At 72.9% G+C, this 21,337-nt stretch carries 20 protein-coding genes and 1 pseudogene; 7 read left to right on the top strand and 14 right to left on the bottom strand.

Annotated elements, in window-relative coordinates; translation table 11 throughout:
- Positions 1-21: 21 nt before the first annotated feature.
- Positions 22-1,017, top strand: coding sequence for a DUF6461 domain-containing protein (locus O7634_RS02295; protein WP_278148521.1), 996 nt, complete (start codon positions 22-24; stop codon positions 1,015-1,017).
- A gap of 227 nt (positions 1,018-1,244) precedes the next feature.
- Here the strand turns inward: O7634_RS02295 and O7634_RS02290 are convergent, their stop codons facing one another.
- Together O7634_RS02290 and O7634_RS02285 are read right to left on the bottom strand one after the other, a co-directional pair.
- Entirely contained in the window at positions 1,245-2,504 is a 1,260-nt protein-coding gene (locus O7634_RS02290) for an FHA domain-containing serine/threonine-protein kinase (RefSeq protein WP_278148520.1), read from the bottom strand.
- Positions 2,505-2,509: 5 nt separating this feature from the next.
- Positions 2,510-3,202 (bottom strand): SAVMC3_10250 family protein, encoded by a 693-nt coding sequence (locus tag O7634_RS02285; RefSeq protein WP_278148519.1) that lies wholly within the window; start codon positions 3,200-3,202, stop codon positions 2,510-2,512.
- Between the two features lie 94 nt (positions 3,203-3,296).
- Between O7634_RS02285 and O7634_RS02280 the strand changes: the two genes are divergently transcribed.
- Entirely contained in the window at positions 3,297-6,869 is a 3,573-nt protein-coding gene (locus O7634_RS02280) for a protein kinase (RefSeq protein ID WP_278148518.1), read from the top strand.
- On the opposite strand, the gene O7634_RS02275 is transcribed toward O7634_RS02280, so the two are convergent.
- From O7634_RS02275 to O7634_RS02240, 8 genes are all read right to left on the bottom strand, one after another.
- Positions 6,859-7,572 (bottom strand): hypothetical protein, encoded by a 714-nt coding sequence (locus O7634_RS02275; RefSeq protein WP_278148517.1) that lies wholly within the window; start codon positions 7,570-7,572, stop codon positions 6,859-6,861. The genes O7634_RS02280 and O7634_RS02275 overlap by 11 nt on opposite strands.
- A 68-nt stretch (positions 7,573-7,640) precedes the next feature.
- Entirely contained in the window at positions 7,641-8,213 is a 573-nt protein-coding gene (locus O7634_RS02270) for a hypothetical protein (protein WP_278148516.1), read from the bottom strand.
- On the bottom strand, positions 8,210-9,532 hold the full coding sequence (locus tag O7634_RS02265) for a hypothetical protein (RefSeq protein WP_278148515.1): 1,323 nt from the start codon (positions 9,530-9,532) through the stop codon (positions 8,210-8,212). The genes O7634_RS02270 and O7634_RS02265 overlap by 4 nt, the downstream gene beginning before the upstream one ends.
- On the bottom strand, positions 9,529-10,329 hold the full coding sequence (locus O7634_RS02260; protein ID WP_278148514.1) for an ATP-binding cassette domain-containing protein: 801 nt from the start codon (positions 10,327-10,329) through the stop codon (positions 9,529-9,531). The genes O7634_RS02265 and O7634_RS02260 overlap by 4 nt, the downstream gene beginning before the upstream one ends.
- 11 nt (positions 10,330-10,340) lie before the next feature.
- Entirely contained in the window at positions 10,341-11,147 is an 807-nt protein-coding gene (locus O7634_RS02255; protein ID WP_278148513.1) for a zf-HC2 domain-containing protein, read from the bottom strand.
- On the bottom strand, positions 11,144-11,695 hold the full coding sequence (locus tag O7634_RS02250; protein ID WP_278148512.1) for a sigma-70 family RNA polymerase sigma factor: 552 nt from the start codon (positions 11,693-11,695) through the stop codon (positions 11,144-11,146). Before O7634_RS02250 ends, O7634_RS02255 begins: the two co-directional genes overlap by 4 nt.
- A gap of 271 nt (positions 11,696-11,966) precedes the next feature.
- Positions 11,967-13,154, bottom strand: coding sequence for an FAD-dependent oxidoreductase (locus O7634_RS02245; RefSeq protein ID WP_278148511.1), 1,188 nt, complete (start codon positions 13,152-13,154; stop codon positions 11,967-11,969).
- Positions 13,155-13,235: 81 nt separating this feature from the next.
- Entirely contained in the window at positions 13,236-14,180 is a 945-nt protein-coding gene (locus tag O7634_RS02240) for an RNA polymerase sigma-70 factor (protein WP_278148510.1), read from the bottom strand.
- A 72-nt stretch (positions 14,181-14,252) separates the two neighbouring features.
- Between O7634_RS02240 and O7634_RS02235 the strand changes: the two are divergent.
- Positions 14,253-14,837: pseudogene (locus O7634_RS02235) on the top strand (HD domain-containing protein); the annotation flags it as partial.
- Here the strand turns inward: O7634_RS02235 and O7634_RS02230 are convergent.
- The 4 genes from O7634_RS02230 to O7634_RS02215 all read right to left on the bottom strand — a co-directional run bounded on the left by O7634_RS02230 (position 14,731) and on the right by O7634_RS02215 (position 17,720).
- Complete coding sequence (locus O7634_RS02230) at positions 14,731-15,981, bottom strand: MFS transporter (protein WP_278148509.1); 1,251 nt, start codon at positions 15,979-15,981, stop codon at positions 14,731-14,733. The pseudogene O7634_RS02235 and the gene O7634_RS02230 overlap by 107 nt on opposite strands.
- Before the next feature lie 76 nt (positions 15,982-16,057).
- Positions 16,058-16,537, bottom strand: a complete 480-nt coding sequence (locus O7634_RS02225; RefSeq protein WP_278148508.1) for a hypothetical protein — start codon at positions 16,535-16,537, stop codon at positions 16,058-16,060.
- A gap of 97 nt (positions 16,538-16,634) precedes the next feature.
- Positions 16,635-17,108, bottom strand: a complete 474-nt coding sequence (locus O7634_RS02220) for a GNAT family N-acetyltransferase (protein WP_278148507.1) — start codon at positions 17,106-17,108, stop codon at positions 16,635-16,637.
- Between the two features lie 9 nt (positions 17,109-17,117).
- Positions 17,118-17,720 carry a TetR/AcrR family transcriptional regulator gene (locus O7634_RS02215; RefSeq protein ID WP_278148506.1) on the bottom strand — a complete coding sequence of 201 codons (603 nt, stop codon included), beginning with the start codon at positions 17,718-17,720 and terminating at the stop codon, positions 17,118-17,120.
- Between the two features lie 144 nt (positions 17,721-17,864).
- Here O7634_RS02215 and O7634_RS02210 point away from each other — a divergent pair, with 144 nt between their 5' ends.
- From O7634_RS02210 to O7634_RS02195, 4 genes are all read left to right on the top strand, one after another.
- Complete coding sequence (locus tag O7634_RS02210; protein ID WP_278148505.1) at positions 17,865-18,887, top strand: aldo/keto reductase; 1,023 nt, start codon at positions 17,865-17,867, stop codon at positions 18,885-18,887.
- A gap of 80 nt (positions 18,888-18,967) precedes the next feature.
- Positions 18,968-19,522, top strand: coding sequence for a Uma2 family endonuclease (locus O7634_RS02205; RefSeq protein ID WP_278148504.1), 555 nt, complete (start codon positions 18,968-18,970; stop codon positions 19,520-19,522).
- A 471-nt stretch (positions 19,523-19,993) separates the two neighbouring features.
- Positions 19,994-20,263 carry a hypothetical protein gene (locus O7634_RS02200; RefSeq protein WP_278148503.1) on the top strand — a complete coding sequence of 90 codons (270 nt, stop codon included), beginning with the start codon at positions 19,994-19,996 and terminating at the stop codon, positions 20,261-20,263.
- Positions 20,263-21,306, top strand: a complete 1,044-nt coding sequence (locus tag O7634_RS02195; protein WP_278148502.1) for a hypothetical protein — start codon at positions 20,263-20,265, stop codon at positions 21,304-21,306. Before O7634_RS02200 ends, O7634_RS02195 begins: the two co-directional genes overlap by 1 nt.
- The last annotated feature ends 31 nt before the right edge of the window (positions 21,307-21,337 follow it).

Genomic DNA, 21,337 nt, shown 5'->3' with positions numbered 1-21,337 from the left:
TGATCGTCGTACCGTGTGCCGATGGTGTCGGACGCGGTGCGGTACTACGACGAATTCCTGGCCGAGCGGGACTGGCTCGCCGAAGGGCTGAGTTGGGCCGTGGTGCAGCCGGCCAGTGCCGCAGCCACTGTGGACGGGGTCATCGAACGGCTGCGGGCCCGGCGGGTCCAGCCGGGTGACGACCGGTCGGGCGAGTTCGCCGACCTGGTCCAGATCGGCCCGGACGTGACCGTGTTCCAGGACAACGGCTGCGCGTTGAGCCGGCCCGAGGTGCTGCGTTGGCTCAGTGACGGCACGCGGGTGCACACCGTCGAGTGGACCATCAACGGCAACGGCGGCCTGACGTATGCGGTGTACGGCAGGGTGCTCACCTGGATGGACCTGAACGATCCGGAGCGGCGGCACGGCGACGACCCGTCCGCGTTCGCCGAAGACCTGGACGACGTACGTGCCGCGCGGGGCACCGAGCAGGCGCGGCCGGCGGCGATGGCGTTCGTGGAGCGGCGGACCGGCGTGCGGCTGCCGGCGGAGTGGATGAGCGACGAGGGGGCCGACCCGGAGGCCGGACCGTGGGTGACGGTGCGGTTGGGCGCGATCCCGTCCGACCCGAGGCCGCCGTCGAACTTCGGGCACTACGAGCCCGATCTGGACGCGCGGCTGCGGGCCGCGCCCGAGCGGGTACGGCGGGAGGCGCTGGCGCTCGCCGTGCGGGCGGTGACGGCGCGGTTCCGGTTCAGCGACGACGACCTGGTGGGGCAGGCGGTGGAGGCCGTCGAGCGCGGGTTGACAGTCGACGAGGAGACCCGGTGGCGGGTCGTCCGCCTGACCGCGCAGGGCGCGGACGTGCGGGCGTGCGCCGATGCCGTGCACGCCCTGCACGCGGCGCTGGGCGCCGGCGTGGCCGCCGTCGACGCGGTGGGCGCCGCCCGGCACGCGCTCACCGAGCACTGGCCGGCGGTACGCCGGGACCTGTTCCGCCTGGTAAGGGAGGCCACCGTCGACTCGCGCCCGGTTTGATCAACTCGGGTTCCTGGAAAGCGCGGCCTCAACGCGCCGTTGATAGCCCGACGTCCAGGAACCCGAGTCGATCACGCTGTCACCCCAAGCCGTGCTCCGTCAGGCACCCGTCGACGGCAGCACGCGGTAGTTGACCTGCCGGACCGTACTCGCCCACGTCGAGCCCGACGGGCGCACGGCACTGCTGTTGGTGCGCCTGATCGAGCAGGAGCCGCCGGCCTGAGGTGTCAGAGGGCCTGCCGGAGAGCGTCGGCCAGCTCCGTCGCCGTCGCCTCGGGTACCCGGGGGTTGTCCACGAGCATCTCGTCGATCACGTTCGCCAGCCGGCGCGGAACGGACCCGAGGCGGTGCCGCACCGGCACCACCGACGTGCGCAGGACCACGGCGATCGGGTCGGCCCCGGGCGGGAAGTCGCGGGGGGTCGCCCCGGTGAGCATCCAGTAGAGGCAGGCGGTGACCGCCCACAGGTCGACCTCCGGCCGGGCGTACTTGTAGTCGACCAGTTGGGCCCGGGACTGGAAGCCGACGCTGCCGCCGGTGGCGCCGGTGCGGGTGTGCCCGGACAGCCCGGCCTGGTCGAAGGCCTTGGCCAACCCGAAGTCGGCCACCTTGGTGACCGGACCGGCGGCGAGCAGGAGGTTCTGCGGCGTGACGTCCCGGTGCACCAGGCCGTGGGCGAGCGCCGTCCGTCCGTCGGCGAGCACGACCGGCAGTTCCGCCCGGTGGGCGTGCGCCAGGCCGTCCAGCGCGTCCAGGACTATCGGTACGGCCTCGTCGACGGCGAGCCGGCCACCACGCCGGGCGACGAGCTGGGCCACGTTGCCGTCGGGGCAGTATTCGCAGGTGAAGTAGAACGCCTCCCCGGCCGCCCCGGCGTGGCGCAGGGCGACGACGTTCTGGTGGCGCAGCTGCCGGGTGCAGGCGATCTCCCGCAGGAAGATGTCCCGGGCGGACGGGTCGACGACGTGGTCGGCGAGGAGCGTCTTGAGGGCGACGAGTTCGCCGGTCGGTCGGTGGCGGGCCAGGTAGACCACACCGTGGCCGCCGCGACCGATCTCGTCGAGCACCTGGTGGTCGGCGAACTCGCGCAGACCGGGAGCGCCGTCCGCCACGGCCGCCCGCAGCGCCGGCAGGGCCCGATCCGGGTCCGGCCTGGTCGCCTCCGGCGGATGAGGGTGCTCCACGGTGACGCGCAGGACGGCGCCCCCGACGTGGACCTGGTCGGCGGGGAACAGCTCGTGTTCGTCGTCGATCCGACGACCGTTGACCAGTGTGCCGTTGCGACTGTCGAGGTCGCGTACCCGCACCGTCGGCGGGTCGACGTCGAGCAGGCAGTGGTGGCGGGAGATCCGGCGTCGTCCGTCGTCGACGTGGATGCCGCAGTCGGGTGCACGACCCACCACGATCCGCGCGCGCCGGTCGAACGCGTACGACTCGGTGTGCGACCCGAGCCGCACGACGACCGTGACGGTCGGGGACGCGGGCACCGGGTTCAATCGACGAGCGCCACGTACAGCGGGGAGCCGAGCAGCACCGTCATGCCGGGGCGGCCGTCCAGCTCCGGGTACGGGCTGGGCCCGCTGAGCAGTCTCTTGGCCAGGAACTCGACATTCTGTGCCGGCCCGCGCAGGCGACCGCCGGCCCGATGCACCGACGCCAGCGCCTGCGTGTCGGCCGCGTCCAGGCTCGCCCCGGCCGTCAGCGGCGTCCGGTCGGCCTCGTCGGCGTCGACGGCGTCGACGAGGCCGCTGAGCAGCGAGGGCATGTTGGACATTCCCCCGAACACGTGCGGAGGAGGCTGTGCGGCCGGCGGCCCACCGCCGAGCACGTGGAACGACGACCCGCCGAGGCCGACGATGGTGTTCTCGGTACGACCGCCGAAGTAGACCATCACCTGGCCGCCGTCGGTCGGTAGCAGACCCCACTGCATCGGCAGCAGCCCTCGGAAGAACTGCCCGGGCTCGTCCACCGAGCCGACGTCGCCGTGCTCGTCCAGGTAGCGCGTCACCCGTTCCAGCCGGCCCACCTGGTCGGCGGCGGGACTCTCGACGTTGCGCTTGGCGCCCACGAAGGGAAGTTTCAGGCTGAACTCGGCGGTTCCCGCACGGCGGTAGCCGGGGTCGATCTGCGACAGCAGCATGTCGACCTTGGTGTCGCTGATGTAGAGGTAGTAACGGAAACTCACGGCACTCCCTCGTCGTCGCCGGTCGCCGTCCGAGATTACCGTCAGCCATCGACAGACAGTTGTCCCGCGCCCGGCCGGCTGCCAGGCTGCCACCATGCGGTGGCGCCCGGGGGAGCTCGTTCTGGACCTGTACGAGGTGCTGGACCCGCCCCTCGAAGGCGGCATGGGCCTGGTCTACCGGGTTCGGCACCACGGCTGGGGCACCGACCTCGCGGTCAAGGTGCCGCGCCCCGAGCAGCTCACCACCGAGCACAGACGCGGTCGCTTCGAGACCGAGGCGGGCACCTGGGTCGGTCTCGGGCTGCACCCGCACGTGGTCAGCTGCGCGTACGTGCGTCGGGTCGACGCGTTGCCCTGTGTGTTCGCCGAGTGGGTCGCCGGTGGATCGCTGGAGCACGTGGTGCGGGCCGGGCGGCTGCGTCCGGGCGCGGACGAGCCGGGCACCGGGTTCCTCGCCCGGGCGCTCGACCTGGCGGTGCAGTCCGCCTGGGGCATCGACCACGCCCACCGGCAGGGTCTCATCCACCAGGACGTGAAACCCGCCAACATCATGGTGGACGTGGGCGACGACTGGACCGCGAAGGTCACCGACTTCGGGTTGGCCGGCGCTCGGGCAGCGGTCGAGGCGGCCGCCGGCAGCGGACCGGAGGCCAGTCTGGCGGCCAGCTTCGGGGGGATGACCCCGGCGTACTGCTCGCCCGAGCAGGCGGAGGCCGCGGCCGGGGCGCGGACCACGCTGACCCGCGCCACCGACGTGTGGTCGTGGGCGCTCTGCGTCCTGGAGATGTTCGCCGGCCGTCGGCCCTGCCGCTACGGCCAGACGGCCCGGGAGGTGTTCGCCGACTTCCTCGCCGGGGGCGCGAGCTGGCCCGACGCGCAGCCGATGCCACAGCCGATCGTCGACCTGCTGTGGCGGTGCTTCGCCGTCGACCCGTCGGATCGGCCGCGCGACCTCGCCGAGGTGGCCACCACGATCACCGAGACGTACGCCGACAGCGTCGGCACGCCGTACCCCCGGGTGCCGCCACCGGCGGCGAGCCTGCTCGCCGGCAGCCTGTCCAACCAGGCGCTCTCCCTCCTCGACCTCGGTCGCGACCGCGAGTCGGCACAGCTGTGGCGGGACGCCATCGACATCGACCCGCACCACGCCTCCGCGGTCTACAACTGGGCGGTCTACCGGTGGCGCCACGGGTCGATCACCGACCAGCAGGTCCTGGCCGAGTTGCGGACGGCGCAGGAGGTCGCCGGTGACCGCTGGCAGGCGGACCACCTGCTCGGGTTCGTGCACGCCGAACGGGGCGACGACGAGGCGGCCCGGCAGTTGCTGGCCGGCACGTCGGCGAGCCCGGACGTGGCTGCCGCCGCCAGCGCCCTGGCCGCTCGCCGGACGGAGCCGGACCCGGGGCGTCTGCCCGGCCACCGCGGGGCCATCACCGCCGTGGCCGTCGCGCGGGGTGGTCGGACGGCGGTCAGCGGCGGTAAGGACGGGTGCCTGCGGATCTGGTCGCTGGCCGAGGGGCGCTGCGTGCGGGAACTGACGCCGACCAGGACCGACGCCACGGCGGTCAGCGCGCTCGCGGTCGCCCCGGACGGCCGTGCGGCCCTCGTCGTTTGGGACGCCGGCCGCGTCGAGCTGTGGGACCTGGACCGGGGCGCGGTCGTGCGGGAGATGGGCCGCCGGCACGCGACAGCCACCGCTGTCACGCTGAGCGGGTCGGGCGCCGCCATCGGGTACGAGGACGGCCGGATCGAGGTGTGGGACACCCGTCGGGGGCGGCTGCGACGTCGGCTGGAGCACCCGCCGCACACCTATCAGCGGTTGGATTCGGCGGGCCGGATTCTGCCGACCGTCCACGAGAGTCCCGCGGCGGTCACCAGGCTGGGCCTGAGCGAGGACGGCGAGGTCGCGGTGTCGGCCGCCCCTTCGGACGGCAGCGTGGTGGTCTGGGAGGTCGACACGGGACGGTGGCTGCACCGTCTGGTCAAGTCGGCGGACATGCGAATGACAGGTGTCGACCAGGTGGCGCTCAGTCCGTCCGGCGAACACGCGTTGCTGATCGGCCACCAGTCAGGCCGTGCGCACGTGTGGGAGACCCGACCCAACCGGCAACGGGGGCCGGTGCCGAACAGCATGAACCGGCATGCCCGGCTGGCGCTCAGCGGTGACGGCGACACAGCGGTCTCCGTCGGGTCCGGCGGCATCGACCGACCGGTACGCGTCTGGGAGACGGCATCCGGCCGCTGCCTGCGGACCATCGCTCCCCGTCACGACGGGCTGCCGGTGGAGTTGGCCGACCTCTTCTCCCTCACCTGCGTGGCGGTCAGCGCGGACGGCGGGGTGACCGTCGTCGGTGACGAGTACGGGGGCCTGCACCCGTACCGGCTGCCCCGACCCGCCCTGCGCGCGCCCTGGAGTTACGAGCGACCGTTGGCGGCGCGGACGGTGTTGTCGAGCGAGGCGCAGGTCCGGGACCGGATCGGGCGGGCCGAGGAGTTCGTGCGGCAGGGCATGCCGGTGCGCGCGGCCGAGGAGCTTCGGTCGGCCCGCGAGGTCGTCGGGTTCGAGCGTCACCCGGAGCTGCGCGCGCGGTGGGAGCAGTTGGGCCGGACGGCGGGGCAGCGGTCCGACCTGCTCGGCATCTGGCAGCGGTACGAGCTGCGCGGCGGCACCTTCACCTTCGTGCCGGGGCTGCGCCCCGCGCTCGGCGCCGACGGCGAGCTGGCGGTCACCGGCGGTGTCGACGGCCTGGTCCGGGTGTGGGAGTTGCAGACCGGCCGGCAACTGCTCACCTTCCCCGAGCGGGCGGGCAAGGCGCACACTGTGGTGCTCGCCGCGGACGCGCGGCTCGCCCTCACCGCGGACTGGGGCGGCACCGCACACCTGTGGGACCTGCCGGCCGGGAAGCGACGGGCCGAGTTGCACGGCGACCAGGGCGCGGTGCGCGCCGCCGACCTGGCCCGCGCGGGTGAGTACGCGATCGTCGGTGACGACGACGGGGCACTGTGCCTGTGGCGGGCGCGCTCGGTCCACCTGGTCCGCACGATGGTGGCGCACCAGGGGCGGGTGGGGTCGGTGCGGCTCAGCGACGACGGTCGCTTCGCGGCCTCGGCCGGCGCGGAGGACCGGACCTGCCGTCTCTGGCGGACCGGCACCGGCAGCCCGCTGCTCACGGTCCCGGTGGGGATCGGACCGGTGGCGCTGCGGTTCACCCCGGACAACCGGCACCTGCTGGTCAACTCCACCGGCAAGCTGACCGTCTGGGACGTGTTCACCGGCCGGCGACGGTACGAGCGGGAGAGCTGGGGCGACGCCCTCGCGGTGAGTCGGGACGGCCGGGTCGCAGCGGTCGCCGTCCTCTCGACGGAACACGGACGGGTGCTGTCGGCGTGGGAGACGGCGACCGGTCGGACGCTGTGCGACATCGCGTCGGACTCCGACGTGTTCGACGTCAGCCCGGACGGGCGGTACGTGGTGACCGCCGACCGGGACCGGGTGCTGCGCATCTGGGACACGCGGACCGGGCGGCGCGTGCACGAGTGCGACGGTCATCCGGAGCCCGTCTCGTCGGTGACCTTCACCGAGGACGGCCGCAACCTGGTGTCGGTCGACGACCGGCCGGCGATCCGGCTGTGGGAGTTGGACTGGGACTACGACGTCACGAGCTGAGGCGCAGCCGCGCCGATCCGAGCCGGGTGGTGAGCCAACCGCCCGCCTGCTCCAGCGGCTGGTCGTCGTACGCCGCCGCGCGCAGCGCCTCGTCGTGGGCCGCGCGCTGCTTGGCCGAGAACCGGCGGCGGTCCACCGCGAGGTCGGCCACGACCGGGGGGATGAGTCGCCGGAAGTCCTCCGGCACGTCGGCGACGTTGCGCTCGTAGTTCGGATCGTCCGGGTAGGTCAGCGTGACAGTGATCGGCGGCTCGCCGCGCAGCCGCCCGCCCAGGGCGCGCAGCGAGGTGGCGAGGAATTCCAGGGCGATGTTGACGTCGCCGGACAGGGTGACGTTGTTCGGCTCCGGTTGGTAGCCCGGTGGGGCGTCCTCCGGCACCACGTAGCGCACCGTCAGGCGCGTCACCGGCAGCTCCACCAGCAGTCGGGGCCACTGACCGCCACCCTCGATCGTCACGTCGGCCGGCTCGCGGCGCACGGACAGCCGCAGCCCGAGCCAGTCGATCAACGCGGTGGCCTCGGGCGGCAGGTTGTTCTCGGTGTACGGGCCGCGGCTGCGCCGGCGCAGCGCGTGGGCCGGCATGGCGGCCAGGACCCGTGCCCCGGCCTGGTCGATCTCCAGCGCCAGTGGGTGTATCGCCAGGTCCCGCATGAGCCGGACAACCGCGTCGATCAGCGTCGATGGTTGCGAAACAGCCGACATCATCCACCGTCCACTCTGGGTTCGACGGCATCAGTCTCGCACAGCAGCACACCCGGCATTGACGACTGTCAGTCGCGTCGGGCGGCCCCGCGCACTGCGTACACCAGGAGACCCCCGACGGCCAGGACGGCCGCGACCGCCGCCGCCGGACGGCTGTCGTGCGGCTGACCCGGCCAGGTGGCGAGGGCTCCCCAGGCGCTCGACTGGGGGAACAGGGCGGCGACCACAGCCCAGCCGAGCGGCAGGAACCAGGCGCGGGCCGCGCCGACCACGGTCGCGCACAGCGCGGTCAGACCCAGCAGACCGGCGGCGTCGCGCAGCACCAGCGCGGCCGGGCCGAAGCGGGCGCCGGTGGGCGCCGTGGCGAGCAGCACGACGAGGACGACGGCCAGCGCGGCCAGCAGGTGCGCTGCCCGCCGCCACGGCCACCGCAGCGCGGCCGTGCGCTCCAGGTCCTCGTCGGGGGCGGCCAGCGTGGTCGACAGCACCGACACCATGAGGACGACGGTCAGCACGACGACCAGCCCGCCCGGGTCACGCTCGTCGGAGAAGACCAGCCACAGGGCCCAGACCACAGTGGCGGCGCCGACCGACGCGGCCAGGGCCAGGGGTACGCGGCGGGCGCGCAGGTAGCCGCTCACCGGTCCAGCAGCCCGGTGCTGTCCCGGCACTGCAGGATCGCCGCGCGCACCGCGGCGACGCGGGACGTCGCCGCCGCGGCCGGCAGGTCGCGCAGACCCCGCCAGAGCGCCACGGCCTCGGCGTTCATCTCCGGCTCCTCGGAGATCATGCCGGGGATGACGCCGACGTCCGAGACCGGCTCGCGACCGAGCAGGTAGTAGGCGGCGGCCCGTTCGACAGCGCCGTTGCGCGGGCACTCGGCGGTGCCGTCGACACCCAGGCTGAGGACGATCCGGGTCGCCACCGAGGCCGGGTGGGCGAGGCCGCCGTGCTCGTCGATGCCCACTGTGATGGTCAGGATGTCGTCGTCCGGGACGGGCAGGTTGTCGGATTCCGCCCAGACCTGCCGGTCCTCGTGCACCTGCGTCGGCGTGCCCGGCAGCTTCGCGAGCACGCCCAGCCCGTCGCGGGCGAGCGGGGCCAACGTGTCCAGCACGTTCGCGTTGACCCGGGTGACGCAGACCCTCGGCGCGTCGTCGGTGCAGACGAGTTCGCGGGCGACCGGGTCGACCGGCGCGATCAGCGTGCCCTCGTCACGGGGGACTATCGCCGCGGCGACACCGAGGCCGAGCAGCGCCGGCAGCACGGCTGTCGCCCGCGCGAACCGGCCGCGGGTGACCAGCAGCAGCACGCCCGTCAGCCCGAGCGCGCCCATCCAGATGGCGAGCGCGCCGGTCACCCGGGGATCGACGGTCTGGAACGGGTAGAACTGGCTGCTCCCGTAGGCCGGGGACAGCACCGCGCCCAGCCAGTCCGGCCGCATGACCGCGGTGAAGAAGACCAGCAGCACACCGGTCACGGCGAGCGCCGGGGCGGTGACCAGGGCGGGTAGCAGTCGACCGAGGCCCAGGCCGAGGCAGCAGGCAGCGCTCAGCGAGAACGCGTCGACCAGCACGATGGCGACGACGTCCGGTGGAAAGTACGCGGCGATCGGGGCGACCCGTACGCCGCCCGCGACGACCACGAGCAGGTAGGAGAGCCCGACGGTGGCACCCATCGCGACGAGGACCGGCAGCATCCGGCGTAGCGGGGACCGGGGGGTGGTGTCGAACAGCTCGCCGACCCGGGCCCGGTGCTCGCGGCGGCCCTGCCAGGCGCCGGCGGCCAGGGCGAGCGGCCAGAGCAGGAGCAGGTATTCCTTGGTGGTCAGGGTGAGCGACATCCAGCCCTGCGACCAGCGTCCGGGGGCGAGGTAGAGAGCGGCGACACCGACCACCAGCGCGAGCAGGGCGGCGCCGATCGCGGCGGAGCGGCGCAGCTCGATGCCGAGGACGCTCATCGTGCCACCTCGGCCCGGTGCCGGCGCAGCAGGGCCGAGTAGCCACGTTCGGCGGGGCTGTCACCCGCGTGGCCGTCGTCGCCGTGCGCTGCCAGCTCGGCGGGCGTGCCCTGCCACACCAGCCGACCCTCGTTCACGAGCACCACGGCGGTGCAGGCGGCGACCACGTCCTCGACCAGGTGGGTGGAGACCAGCACGCAGGCGTCGGTGCCCAGGTCCCGCAGCAGTTCGCGCAGGTCGAGGCGTTGCTCGGGGTCGAGGCCGACTGTCGGTTCGTCCAGCAGCAGCACCTGCGGGTCGTTGACGATGGCCTGGGCGACGCCGGCGCGGCGCAGCATGCCGCCGGAGAGCGTCCGGAGCCGGGCGTCGGCCTTGGCGCTCAGCCCGACCCGGTCGATCGCGCGTTGCGTGGCCGCCGGGATGGCGGACTTGGGCATCTCCTTCAACCAGGCCAGATACGACACGAACTCCCGCACTGTGAAGCGTGGGTAGTAGCCGAAGTGCTGCGGCAGGTAACCGAGCGCCCGTCGGGCCGCGCGCAGGTCGGCGCGGCCGTCGACCGGGCTGCCGAGCAGTGTCAGCCCACCGCCGGCCGGCTTGAGCACGGTGGCGAGGGCACGCATCAGGGTCGTCTTGCCCGCGCCGTTGGGCCCCAGCAGACCGTGCACGCCGGTGCCCAGGCGCAGGTCGAGCCCGTCGACCGCGAGGTGGCGGCCGGCGCGTACCCTCAGCGCCTCGGCGTGGACGGCCCAGGGGTGGGTGGTGGCGGCCGTCTCGGCCGTGCTCACCGCTCGCATGGCGGATCCTCTCAGTACGTGACGAGGCGCCGGAAACTGCCGGCACGGAGCAGGGTCAGGACGGCCAGCGCGGCAGTGCCCAGGGCCCACCCGCCGGTGGCGGCGGGTTCGAGCACCACGGGCAGGTCGGCGGTGACGAGGCTGGGGGCGATGACGACGGCGGCCCAGACCGCCATCAGGCCGATCGCGGCGCGGTGCACGCCGACGACGGAGCCCAGCAGCAGTGTGGCGGCGGTGAAGGCCAGGGACGGCAGCAGCAGCAGCGCCGGGTTGACCCGGCTGCCGCCGACGGTGGTGAACGCGGCGAGCACCGGGATGACGAGGACCAGCACCACGGCGGTGCGCCGCAGCAGCATCGTCAGACCGGCCGACGGGGTGCCGGCGATCAGCTCCCAGGCCGGGTCGACGCGCCTGCTCCAGGCTGCCGCGACCCCCGGCAGCGGCGCCAGCGGCGCGAGCAGCAGCACCAGCGACGGCAGCTCCGGCAGAAGGTGGGTGAGCAGCGCGGCGGCGCCGAGCACGGCGGCCGTCATGCCGACCCAGGGCAGCAGCGCCCCGACGAACCACCGACGTCGCACCGGCGTACCGAAGCGGGGCCGTCGGGTCGGCGCGGGGCCGGCGGCGATCTCGCGGTCGACGGCGACCGCCACCGTGGTGACCAGGGCGCGGGACGCCGCTGTGGTGCTGCCGGCCAGGCGGGCCCTGCAGTCGGCGCAGCCTTCGAGGTGCATCTCGACCGACCAGACGGTCACCTCGTCCAGGGCGGGGTCGCCGTGGGCGTAGCCGTCGATCTCGTTCCAGGTGGGGTGCGTGGTCATGACAGGGCCTCCCGCAGGGCGATCCGAGCGCGGCGTACCCGGGACTTGACGGTGTTCTCGGGAACGCCCAGCAGCACCGACGTCTCGCGGATGGAGAAACCGTCGAGGACCGTGGCGCGCAGCGCCTCGCGGACCTCGGGCGGCAGGACGGCCAGGGCGCGTTCCAGCTCCTGCCCGACGCGGCCGGCGAGCACCTCGTCCTCGGCGGCGGGCACGACGGTGTCGGTGGGGTGCACCGGTGGTAGCTGGGCCTGCCGGGCGCGGCGTCGGAACGCGTCGACAAGGCGGTGCGCGGCGATGGTCCACAACCAACCGACGGCGCTGCCCTTCACCTGGTCACCGGCGAAGCTGCCGGCGGCCCGCCAGACCGCCAGGTAGGTCTCCTGGAGCACGTCGGCGACCACGTCCGGGTCGGCGCACCGCCGGCGCAGCCGCACCTCCAACCAGGGGGCGGTACGCCGGTACAGCTCGTCGAAGGCCCGCCGGTCACCGCGGGCCACGCGGCGCACCAGCTCCTGCTCGTCGGCGGTGTCCAGTCGTCGTCTCACACCGGGTAAGACGATGCCCCGTACGGTATCGGGTCTCGGCCCGATGTGACGGCCGTCACTGCCGGCGGTCCGGTGGCGGTCCGCCCCGGCACCCCGCGAACAGGTTCGGACAACCTCGAACACGCCGCCGAGCAGCCCGGACAGGCGACGGCGTGGGCGCAACGGACGGAGACGGTGGCCACCGCGCCCCGCCGTCCCTACGCTGATCCGCGAAACGGGGCGGGCGCGGGCGGGCCGGTTTTGACGGGAACCGGCCCGCCCCGACTGCCGGTCAGGGCGCGGTGGTGAGCGCCTGCGGCCGGGTCGCGGTCAGCCGGCGGCGGCGCACCGGATACAGGACCGGGTGGGCGATGCCCCAGGCCGCCCCCTTGCAGACGATCTCCTTGTAGCGGGCCGCCAGCCGCCCCGTGAGCTGGGCGGGCCGGGCCTGGTCGTCGGCCGTCACGAACTGGATGATGCCGTCGTTGCGACCGAGGCTGACGCACTGGTTGAAGTAGCGCAGCGGCGCCTTCGGGATCTTCGTCTGACCGGTGAGGCGCGCGGCGATGGCGTCGGCGGCCTGCCAGGCCATCGGGACGCCCGAGGCGCAGGACATCCGCAGTGGCTTGCCGCCCGGCCCGGCGGCGAGACCGGCGTCGCCGACGACGTACACGTCGGGATGCGAGACCGACCGCATGGTGCCGTCGACGACGATCTGTCCGGTCTCCGCGACGGTCAGGGTGGTGGCGGCGGCGATCGGGTGGACGGCGAAGCCGGTCGTCCAGACGGTCACCTGCGCCGGGATCAGGCGACCGGCGCCGGTGGTGACGCCCGACGCGTCGACCCGCGTGACGTCGGTGTGCTCGTGCACGGTGATGCCCAGCCGGTCGCAGACACCACGCAGGTGTCGCCGCGCCGTGTCGTTGAGCCAGTCGCCCAGGCCGCCCCGGGCGGCGAGCGCGACGTCGAGATCGGGTCGCGCCTCGGCGATCTCGGTGACCGCCTCCAGCCCGGTGAGGCCCCCGCCGACGACGAGCACCGTCGCGCCGGCTCCGAGCTCGGCGAGGCGGTCGCGCAACCGCAGCGCCGCCGGCCTTCCGGCGATGTCGTACGCGTGCTCCGCGACGCCGGGGACGCCGTGGTCGGCGGCGGTGCTGCCGAGGGCGTAGACGAGGGTGTCGTACGCGATCTCGGCGACGCCCTGGTCGTCGACGAGGGCGACGGTCTTCCGCTCGACGTCGACGGCGGTGGCCCGCGCCAGTCGCAGCGCGACACCGGTGCCCGCGTAGATGTCGCGCAGCGGACGGCGTGCCAGGTTCTGCCCGGTGGCGAGCTGGTGCATACGGACCCGCTCGACGAAGTCGGCGTCCGCGTTGACGACGGTGATCTCGACGTCGTCGGGGTGCAGCCGCTTGGCGAGGCGCCCCGCGGCGGTGGCTCCGCTGTAACCGGCTCCGAGGACGACGATGCGGTGTCTCATGGCGACGCTCCTGTCTCGGTGATGTCGCCCCTTGAACCGGGCGGCGACGCGATTCCTGACAGGGATCGGCTATGAGCTGGATCACCAGGCGCGGAAGAGAGGTTCTTCCCGTACGCCGGCGGACCACTGCCGGGTGGCGCGGACGAGCTTGTCGGGGTTGACCTGGTTGTGCAGGGCCGCGACACCGTCGGGCGTCACCACCAGCGTCATGACCCCGACGATCCGCTCGTCGATCACGACCAGCGCGGCCGGGCCGCCGTTCGCCGTCGCGACGTGCACGGTGGGTGTGCCCCCGACCAGGTCCCGCTTGACGTCGGCGGGCTTGAACAGGCCGCGCAGGAACTTCGCCACCGCCAGCGCGCCGATGATCGGGGCGGACCGGGCCGGGATCTTGCCGCCACCGTCGGCGACGCTCGTCACGTCGTCGGTGAGCAGTTCGACCAGCCGCCCGATGTCGCCGTTGTTGGCGGCGGTGAGGAACGCCGCGACGATCCGTCGAGCGGCGTCCCGGTCGACCTCGGCGCGGGTCCGCTCCGCTGCGACGTGCTGCTTGGCCCGCCGGAAGGTCTGCTGGCAGTTCGACTCGGTGATGCCCAGGATCTCGGCGATCTCGCCGTGCGGGTAGCCGAACGCCTCGCGCAGCACGTACACCGCGCGCTCGGTGGGCGACAGCCGCTCCAGCAGGGTCAGCACCGCCATCGAGACCGACTCGCGCTGCTCGGCGGTGTCGAGTGGCCCGAGCATCCGATCGCCGGCGAGGACGGGTTCCGGCAGCCACCTGCCCACGTACGTCTCGCGCCGGGACCGCGCGGAGGTGAGCTGGTTGAGGCACACGTTGGTGAGCGCCTTCGTCAGCCACGCCTCGGGCGTCTCGACGTGCTCCCGGTCGGCCGCCTGCCAGCGCAGGAAGGTGTCCTGCACGGCGTCCTCCGCGTCGCTGGCCGAGCCCAGCAGGCGGTAGGCGATCGCCTCCAGGCGACCCCTGGAGCGCTCGAACAGCTCGACCTCGTCCCGACTGAGCGGCATGACCATCAGTATCCACACGAGCAGACGGCGCGGGCCGGGTGATCCGAGCGGGCCGCTCGTACCCTTGCCGGGGTGACCTCCGACACCCTGCGCCGCGCTCTCACGGCGGCCGGCGACCCGCCGCTCCGGCCCCTTCCCGACAATGTTGTCGCCCTGCTGGAGGCCCTGCACGCACCGCCGCGCCTCGCCGCGCACCTGCGCGCCGTGCACGACGTGGCCGCACAACTCACCGACGCGCTGGCGCACATGTTTCCGCAGCTCCCATTCGACCGTGCGGCGGTGCTCTTCGGCGCCGCCACCCATGACATCGGCAAGGTGCGGCACCCGGAGGAGTTGTCCGGACCCGGCTCCGCCCACGAGGCCGCGGGGTACGACCTGCTGAGACAGCATGGTGTCACCGAGTCGTGGGCCCGGTTCGCGCGTGACCACGCGTCCTGGCGGCGCGCTGGCATCGAGGTCGACGACCTGCTGGTCAGCGTGGCCGACAAGGTGTGGAAGGGGAAGCGGGTCACCGACCTGGAAGGGTTGCTCGTGGACCGCCTGGCCGACGTCACCGGCCGTGAACGGTGGTCGGTGTTCCTGGACCTGGACGACATCCTGGATCGGATCGCCGCCGACGCGGACCGTCGGCTCGCCTTCCAGGCGACCCATCCGGTACGCGACGAGCGGACGTGACGGCCGCGGCCGCCAGGCAGAGCGCCGCGGCGGCGACCAGCGGCGGTCGGGCGCCGAGGTGGACGGCCGCGGAGCCGAGGGGAATCGCCACGACCAGCGGCCCGAACATCGCGGTGTTGGCGGTGGCGGAGACCCGGCCCAGCAGCGCCGACGGGGTGCGCGTCTGCACGGCGGTGACGGCCGCGACCAGGGTCCAGGGCAGGCCGACCCCGGCGACCAGCGCGCCGACCACAGTGACCGGCCACCACGGCAGAACCCGCGCCAGGCAACCGAGCGCGAACAACACCGTCCCGGCGACGCCGACCGCGACGGGACCGTTCCGGGCGAGGCGCCGGCCGACGATCAACCCACCGACGACGGAGCCGGCGCCCTGCGCGCTGGCCAGCACACCGAGGAAGGTCGTCGGCAGCCGCAACTCCGTGACGACCATCGCGTAGACCGCCGCCGTGGTGAGGCCGGACATGGCGATCGACACGGCGGCCAACGCCACCGGCAGTCGCGTCGCCCGCTGCCCGAAGAGGACCGTCAGTCCGGTGCTCAGGTCGCCCTCGCCGGGTTCGGCCCGCCCGGGAGGTGTCCGGCGCAGGCGGAGCACCGCGTACAGGCTGGCGACCAGGACCGGCATGACAGCGCTGAGCACGACCACCGCGTGACCGCCGTGCCAGGCGTACAGGCCGGCGCCGGCCAGCGGGGCGACGAGCTTCATGCCCTCCTGCGCGCTGGAGCGCCACCCGTTGACGATGCCGAGCTGCGCCGGAACCAGCGCGGACGGCAGCAGCGCCGATTCGCCGGCGTCGATCAGCACGTAGCTGACGCCGTAGGCGGCCGAGACGACGAAGATGAGCCAGGTCTGCCCGGCCCCACGCACCGCGAGCAGCGTCAGCAGGGTGGCGGCCAGCAGCAGGTTGACCACGATCACCAGGGGTCGCCGGGGCACACGGTCGAGCAGGCCGCCCAGCCACGGGCCGACGAGCACCGGCGCGTACACGCAGAGCCCGGCGAGCGCCGCGAGACTGGTGGAGTCGGTGAGGTCGAGGATCCAGATGCCGGCCACCAGGGACATGGCGCTGCCGCCGAAGCCGGACAGCAGGGAGATCGCCACGAACAGCGCGGCGTTGCGGCGCATGACGCCTCCAGAGGTGAGTCGGGGTGACTCACATCCTTGGTGTTGAGTCTGGCGCAGGCAATGCCTACCGAGCGTGTCAATGATTGGTTGACAGAGCCTTGTCGAGCTTGGCCGCCGCGGTCCGGACCGGCGCCGGCAACGGCTCGCCGGCGTCGGCGAGATCCGTGGCGAGGTGCAGTGCCAGCGCGTACAGCGAGCCCGGCGCGGCGTCCAGGGCGGCCCGCACCGTGCTCCGGACGAGTGCCGCCCGGACGAAACGGCTGTCCCACCGGCGATCGGCGTCGATCCACCGCCCCAGCTCGGCCACAGCCTCGCGCAGCGCCACGAGCTGCGGCGCGACGCGACTGTCGAGCTGCTGTCGACGCGACCACCGGGCCGCCGCCAGGCGCTGGCGTCGCTGCTCCGCGGCCTGCCGGCTACCGAGGCCGAGTGCGGTCGCGATCTCAGCCCAGGTGGCGCCCCCGTAGCGGGCCCGGTCGATGAGCTCCAACTCCTGCTCGTCAAGGCGAGCACGGCTCACCCGCAGCCCACCCAACCGCTCCAACTCCAACCCCACAAGTCAACGCTACATTGACACCCCCCGCCCTCCCTTGCCCCGTTGATCATGAAGTTATGGCCAACCGCCTCGGCGTGTCTTGGCAACAACTTCATGATCAACCGACGGGGGGGAACCGGCCTGCTGCTGGATCGGCTGGGGCTCGGACCAGGAAGACGTCGACCGGGTCCTCGCTCTCGAGCGTGAAACCGTGCCGCTCGTAGAGCCGTCGGGCCGGGCTGCCCCGCAGCACGTTCAGCCGGACCAGGGTGCCGTCACTGTCGCACCGTTCGAGCAGCTTGCGCAGCACGGCCGTCCCGATCCCGCTGCCCTGCAGGTGCGGGGCCAGGTAGAAGTGCTCCAGCCAGTGCGCGTCGGCGGCCGGCCGGAGCGCCACGCAACCGGCGAACACCCCACCCACCTCGACGATCCAGGTGTACGCCGGAACGAAACCATCGCGCAGGCGCTGCCGGACCCGTTGTGCGTCGTAGCGCCCGAGGCGTTCCAGATCGGCCCGCAGCACCTCCGCCCGTAGCTCGGCCACGGCCGCCACGTCCGCCATCGACGCCGCCCTGATGCTCCAGTCCGCCATGATCGGAAACTATCGCGGCCCGGCGGTCCGCGATTGGCCCAGCCCGGCGATGAGCAGCCCGACCAGGCGGCGCGCGTCGTAGCGGGGATCGCCGGCGCCGATGCAGAGATTGCCGACGCCGCGCAGCACCTCGAAGGCGGTCACGTCGGGCCGGATCTCGCCCGCCGTGGCGGCGGCGTCCAGCAACTGCGCGCACACCGGCACCAGGCGGTCCACGAAGTAGGCGTGCAGCGTCTCGAAGGTCGCGTCGTCGGACTGCAACGCCTCGGCGAGGCCGTGCTTGGTGACCAGGAAGTCGACGAACAGGTCGACCCACCGGGCGAGGGCGGCGTACGGCGTGGCGCTCTCGGCCAGCAGGATGGGGCCGGCCTCCGCGCACGCCTCGACCTGATGCCGGTAGACGGCGACGACGAGGTCGGCCCGGGTCGGAAAGTGGCGGTAGATGGTGCCCACGCCGACCCCGGCCCGGTTGGCGATGTCCCGCACCGGCGCGTGCACGCCGGAGCTGACGAAGGTCGCGGCGGCCGCCTCCAGGAGTGTCGCCTCGTTCCGCCGCGCGTCGGCCCGCTTGCGTGGCGTCGACCCTGTTGACCCGTGCTCGGTGTCGGCCACCGCGGCGTTACCTCCATCACTCGACTGGGCAAACGGAACGGTGTTCCGTATCGTTCATAGCGGAACGTGGTTCCACTTGCTCAGTTTGCCAGAGCGGGTGGGCCGCGGCCACAGCAACCCCTAACCGTTCCGTGGAGGACAGTCATGCAGTACCGCATGTTGGGTCGCACCGGAGTGCAGGTGAGCACGTTGGTGCTCGGCGCGATGAACTTCGGCAAACTGGGGCGCACCACCCAGGAGGAGGCGACGGCGATCGTCGACGCCGCCTTGGAGGCCGGCATCAACCTGATCGACACCGCCGACATGTACAGCCAGGGCGAGTCGGAGGAGTTGGTCGGCAGGGCCATCGCCGGTCGTCGCGACGACATCGTGCTGGCCACGAAGGCCGGCATGCCGATGGGCGACGAGCGCAACCACCGGGGCGCTTCGCGCCGCTGGCTGGTCACCGAGCTGGACAGCAGCCTGCGTCGCCTCGGCGTCGACCACGTCGACCTGTACCAGATCCACCGGTGGGACCCGACCACCAGCGACGAGGAGACCCTGTCGGCGCTCACCGACCTGCAACGGGCGGGGAAGATCCGCTACTTCGGCTCCTCGACCTTCCCCGCGTACCGGCTGGTGCAGGCCGAGTGGGCGGCGCGGGAGCACCGTCTCGGCCGTTACGTCACCGAGCAGCCCAGCTACTCGATCCTGCAACGGGGGATCGAGGCCCACGTGCTGCCGGTCACCGAGCAGTACGGGCTCGGCGTGCTCGCCTGGAGCCCGCTCGCCTCGGGCTGGCTGTCCGGCGCGGTCCGTGCCGGCCAGCAGATCACGACCAGCCGGTCGGCGCTCCTGCCCGAGCGCTTCGACCTCGGCAACCCGGCCAACCAGGCCCGGCTCGACGCCGTCGAGCGGTTGGCCACTGTCGCCGACGAGGCCGGGCTGACCTTGATCCAGCTCGCGCTCGGGTTCGTCACCGCGCACCCCGCCGTGACCAGCGCGATCATCGGCCCCCGCACCATCGAGCACCTGCGCGCCCAGCTCGCCGCCGCGGACACTGTGCTTTCCGCCGACGTCCTCGACGCGATCGACGCGATCGTGGCGCCCGGCGTCGACCTCGCCGCGCACGAGAAGTTCGACACCCCGCCCGCTCTGCTCGACCCGAGCCGGCGGCGGCGTCGCTGAGCCGATGTGGACGCGGAGACACGCGATCACGGTTGTCGCCTGCGCTGGGTCGTCGTCGCTGGTCGCCTAGGATGGGGTCCATGAGCGCTGAGGCCGTCGGCATGCACATGCCCGCCGTTGTCACGCTCGACGACCTGGCGGCCATGAACGCGGCCGATCCGAACGGTCACCGCTACGAGACCAGCCCCGAGGGGGTCCTGTCGGTCATGCCGCCGCCCGATTCGGAACACGCCATGATCGCCAGTCGTCTCTTCGCCTGGCTGATCATGGCCGGGTGGCCGGCCGAGCAGGTGCTCCAAGCGGCCGGCGTGCGCATCTCGGGGCCGGACGGTGACGGTGGCCGGATTCCCGACCTCAGCGTGTGGCGTAAGCCGCCGATCCGCAGTGTCTGGGCTGCGGCCGCCGACATCGTGCTCGTTGTGGAGATCGTCTCGCCCGGCTCGGAGGCGATGGACTCGGTGACAAAGGTCCGCGAGTACGCGTCGGCCGGGATTCCGCAGTACTGGGTGGTCGACCGGGATGGCGCGCAGACGGTCATGCTGCACCGACTCGATGGGAGCGGCGCCTACGCGGCGCGGGCTCGGATGCCGCTGTCCTGGCTACTCCAGACCGTACCTGCCGATCACCTCGACTGACCCCCGCCCGCCGGGGCAACCACATCCCGGTAGGCCGTCAAATCCTGTCGAAACGGGCTGTCGCAAACCGGACAAGACGGTAAAGCCCCTGGTAGAGCACCCTTGGGGCAGGTGGAGGTAGACGGGTGGCGGGCCACATCCCGATCTTCCGGCCCGGCGGGGACAGCATGGTCCGCGCCGGTGTCGCCCTCACCCAGCCCGGCCTTGAGGCCGTGGTGGTCACGGCACAGAAGCCGTGCCGATCGCGGGTACGACAGGCCGCGGCTGCCACCGACACCCCTGCGGGCGCCCGCAGCGGTGCCTCAGCCCATCGGGACAGGGACGTCAGCATCGCCGGCACCAGGGCGGCACCAGCCACCGGCCGTGCCTGCCGTCCCCGTGCCCCGCCGGCCTAACGCATCGTGGACCTCGTCGGTCCGGCGTCGCTCGACCGCGTGCCGGGGCCGGCGACCAAGCCAGAAAGGGCCCGACATGGCCGCTCCCACCGCAACCGCAGCCCTGAACGCCTCGGTCTTCGCGCCGGGTGACCAGATGCTGCTGACCGTGACCTACTCGGACGCCGACACGAGACCGCTGACCGTCACCATCGTGGTCACCGACGCGCAGGGCAACAGCAGCGCGCCGGTCAAGGTCACCGCGGTCATCGACCCGCTCACGGTGACCGTCACCGACAACTCCGGGCGTACCTGGACCCGGGTGTCCGACAACGGCTCCGTTGCCGTGTATCGGTCGGTGGCGTGATGCCCCGGGTAACCGTCCAGGTCCGCGACGCCGCCGGGAACACCGCGACGGCCGGCGTCGACTACAGCCTGGCCCAACAGCAGCCCGTGCTCGGCGGTTACTACCTGTCCGGCGGCGCGGACCCGACCGCCGACATGACCGGCGGCAACTTCCGGTCGCTCACCCAGTACCGCAGCTTCGCCGACGGCTACACCTTCCCCGGCTACAACCGACCGTGGCTGGTCAACCTGGGCAAGGCCGGGGTGCAGATGAACATGGTGCTGGAGTTGAAGCACTACGGCGCCCCGAACCAGGGGCCGCAGAGCTTCACCGTGGACGGCGTCGCCTACACGGTGCCGGCGCCGTCGATGACCATCCAGCAGCGACCCGGCACCACCTTCCCCCGGGCGTACGGCTACGGCCAGGTGCTCAGCGGGAAGTGCGACGGGTTGTTCGCCCGCGCCCTGTCGCAGTACCGCTCGCTCGGCTTCGGGGTGAACATCCAACTCGCCTCCGAGTTGGACACCGACCACGAGTTCGGCACCACCGAGGACGGCAAGGCGTACACCTGGGCCGAGTCGGACGCTCGGGCGGTGCAGGCGGTCAACTACATCCTCACCTGGTTCAAGGCGCGGTCGCTGCCCGCCAACACCACCTTCTCGGTGGGGCTCGCCGGCTTCGACCGGGCCTGCTACCAGCGCACCCACCCGGAGTCGCTGATGGCGCGGCTCGACTACCTGCAGTGGAACGCGTACGGCACGCACGCCAGCCACACCGCGCTGGCCCGCTTCCGGCGTACCAAGGACTGGGCCGTGGCCGACCTCGGCCCGGTCGCGCTGTCCCGGCCCGTGATCATCGCCGAGTGGGGGGTCAGGGTCGCCGAGATCCCCGACCAGGCAGCCTGGATCGCCACCGTCCCGGCGGCGATCGCCCAGCTCAACGCCGAGCGGGGACCACGCATCGTGCGCACCAACTACTTCAACTCCGGGTGGGGCACGCTGACGCCGAAGGCGACCGGGTTGGCGGCGCTCCGCGAGGCGTACGCCAAGCGGCCGTACGTCTGAGCGGTCCCGGCGGCTCCGGGCTGCCGGAGCC

Source organism: Micromonospora sp. WMMD1120 (genome assembly GCF_029626235.1).
GTDB lineage: Bacteria > Actinomycetota > Actinomycetes > Mycobacteriales > Micromonosporaceae > Micromonospora.
The sequence above is the reverse complement of the archived record's forward strand: the minus strand, read 5'-3'. Positions and strand labels throughout refer to the sequence as shown.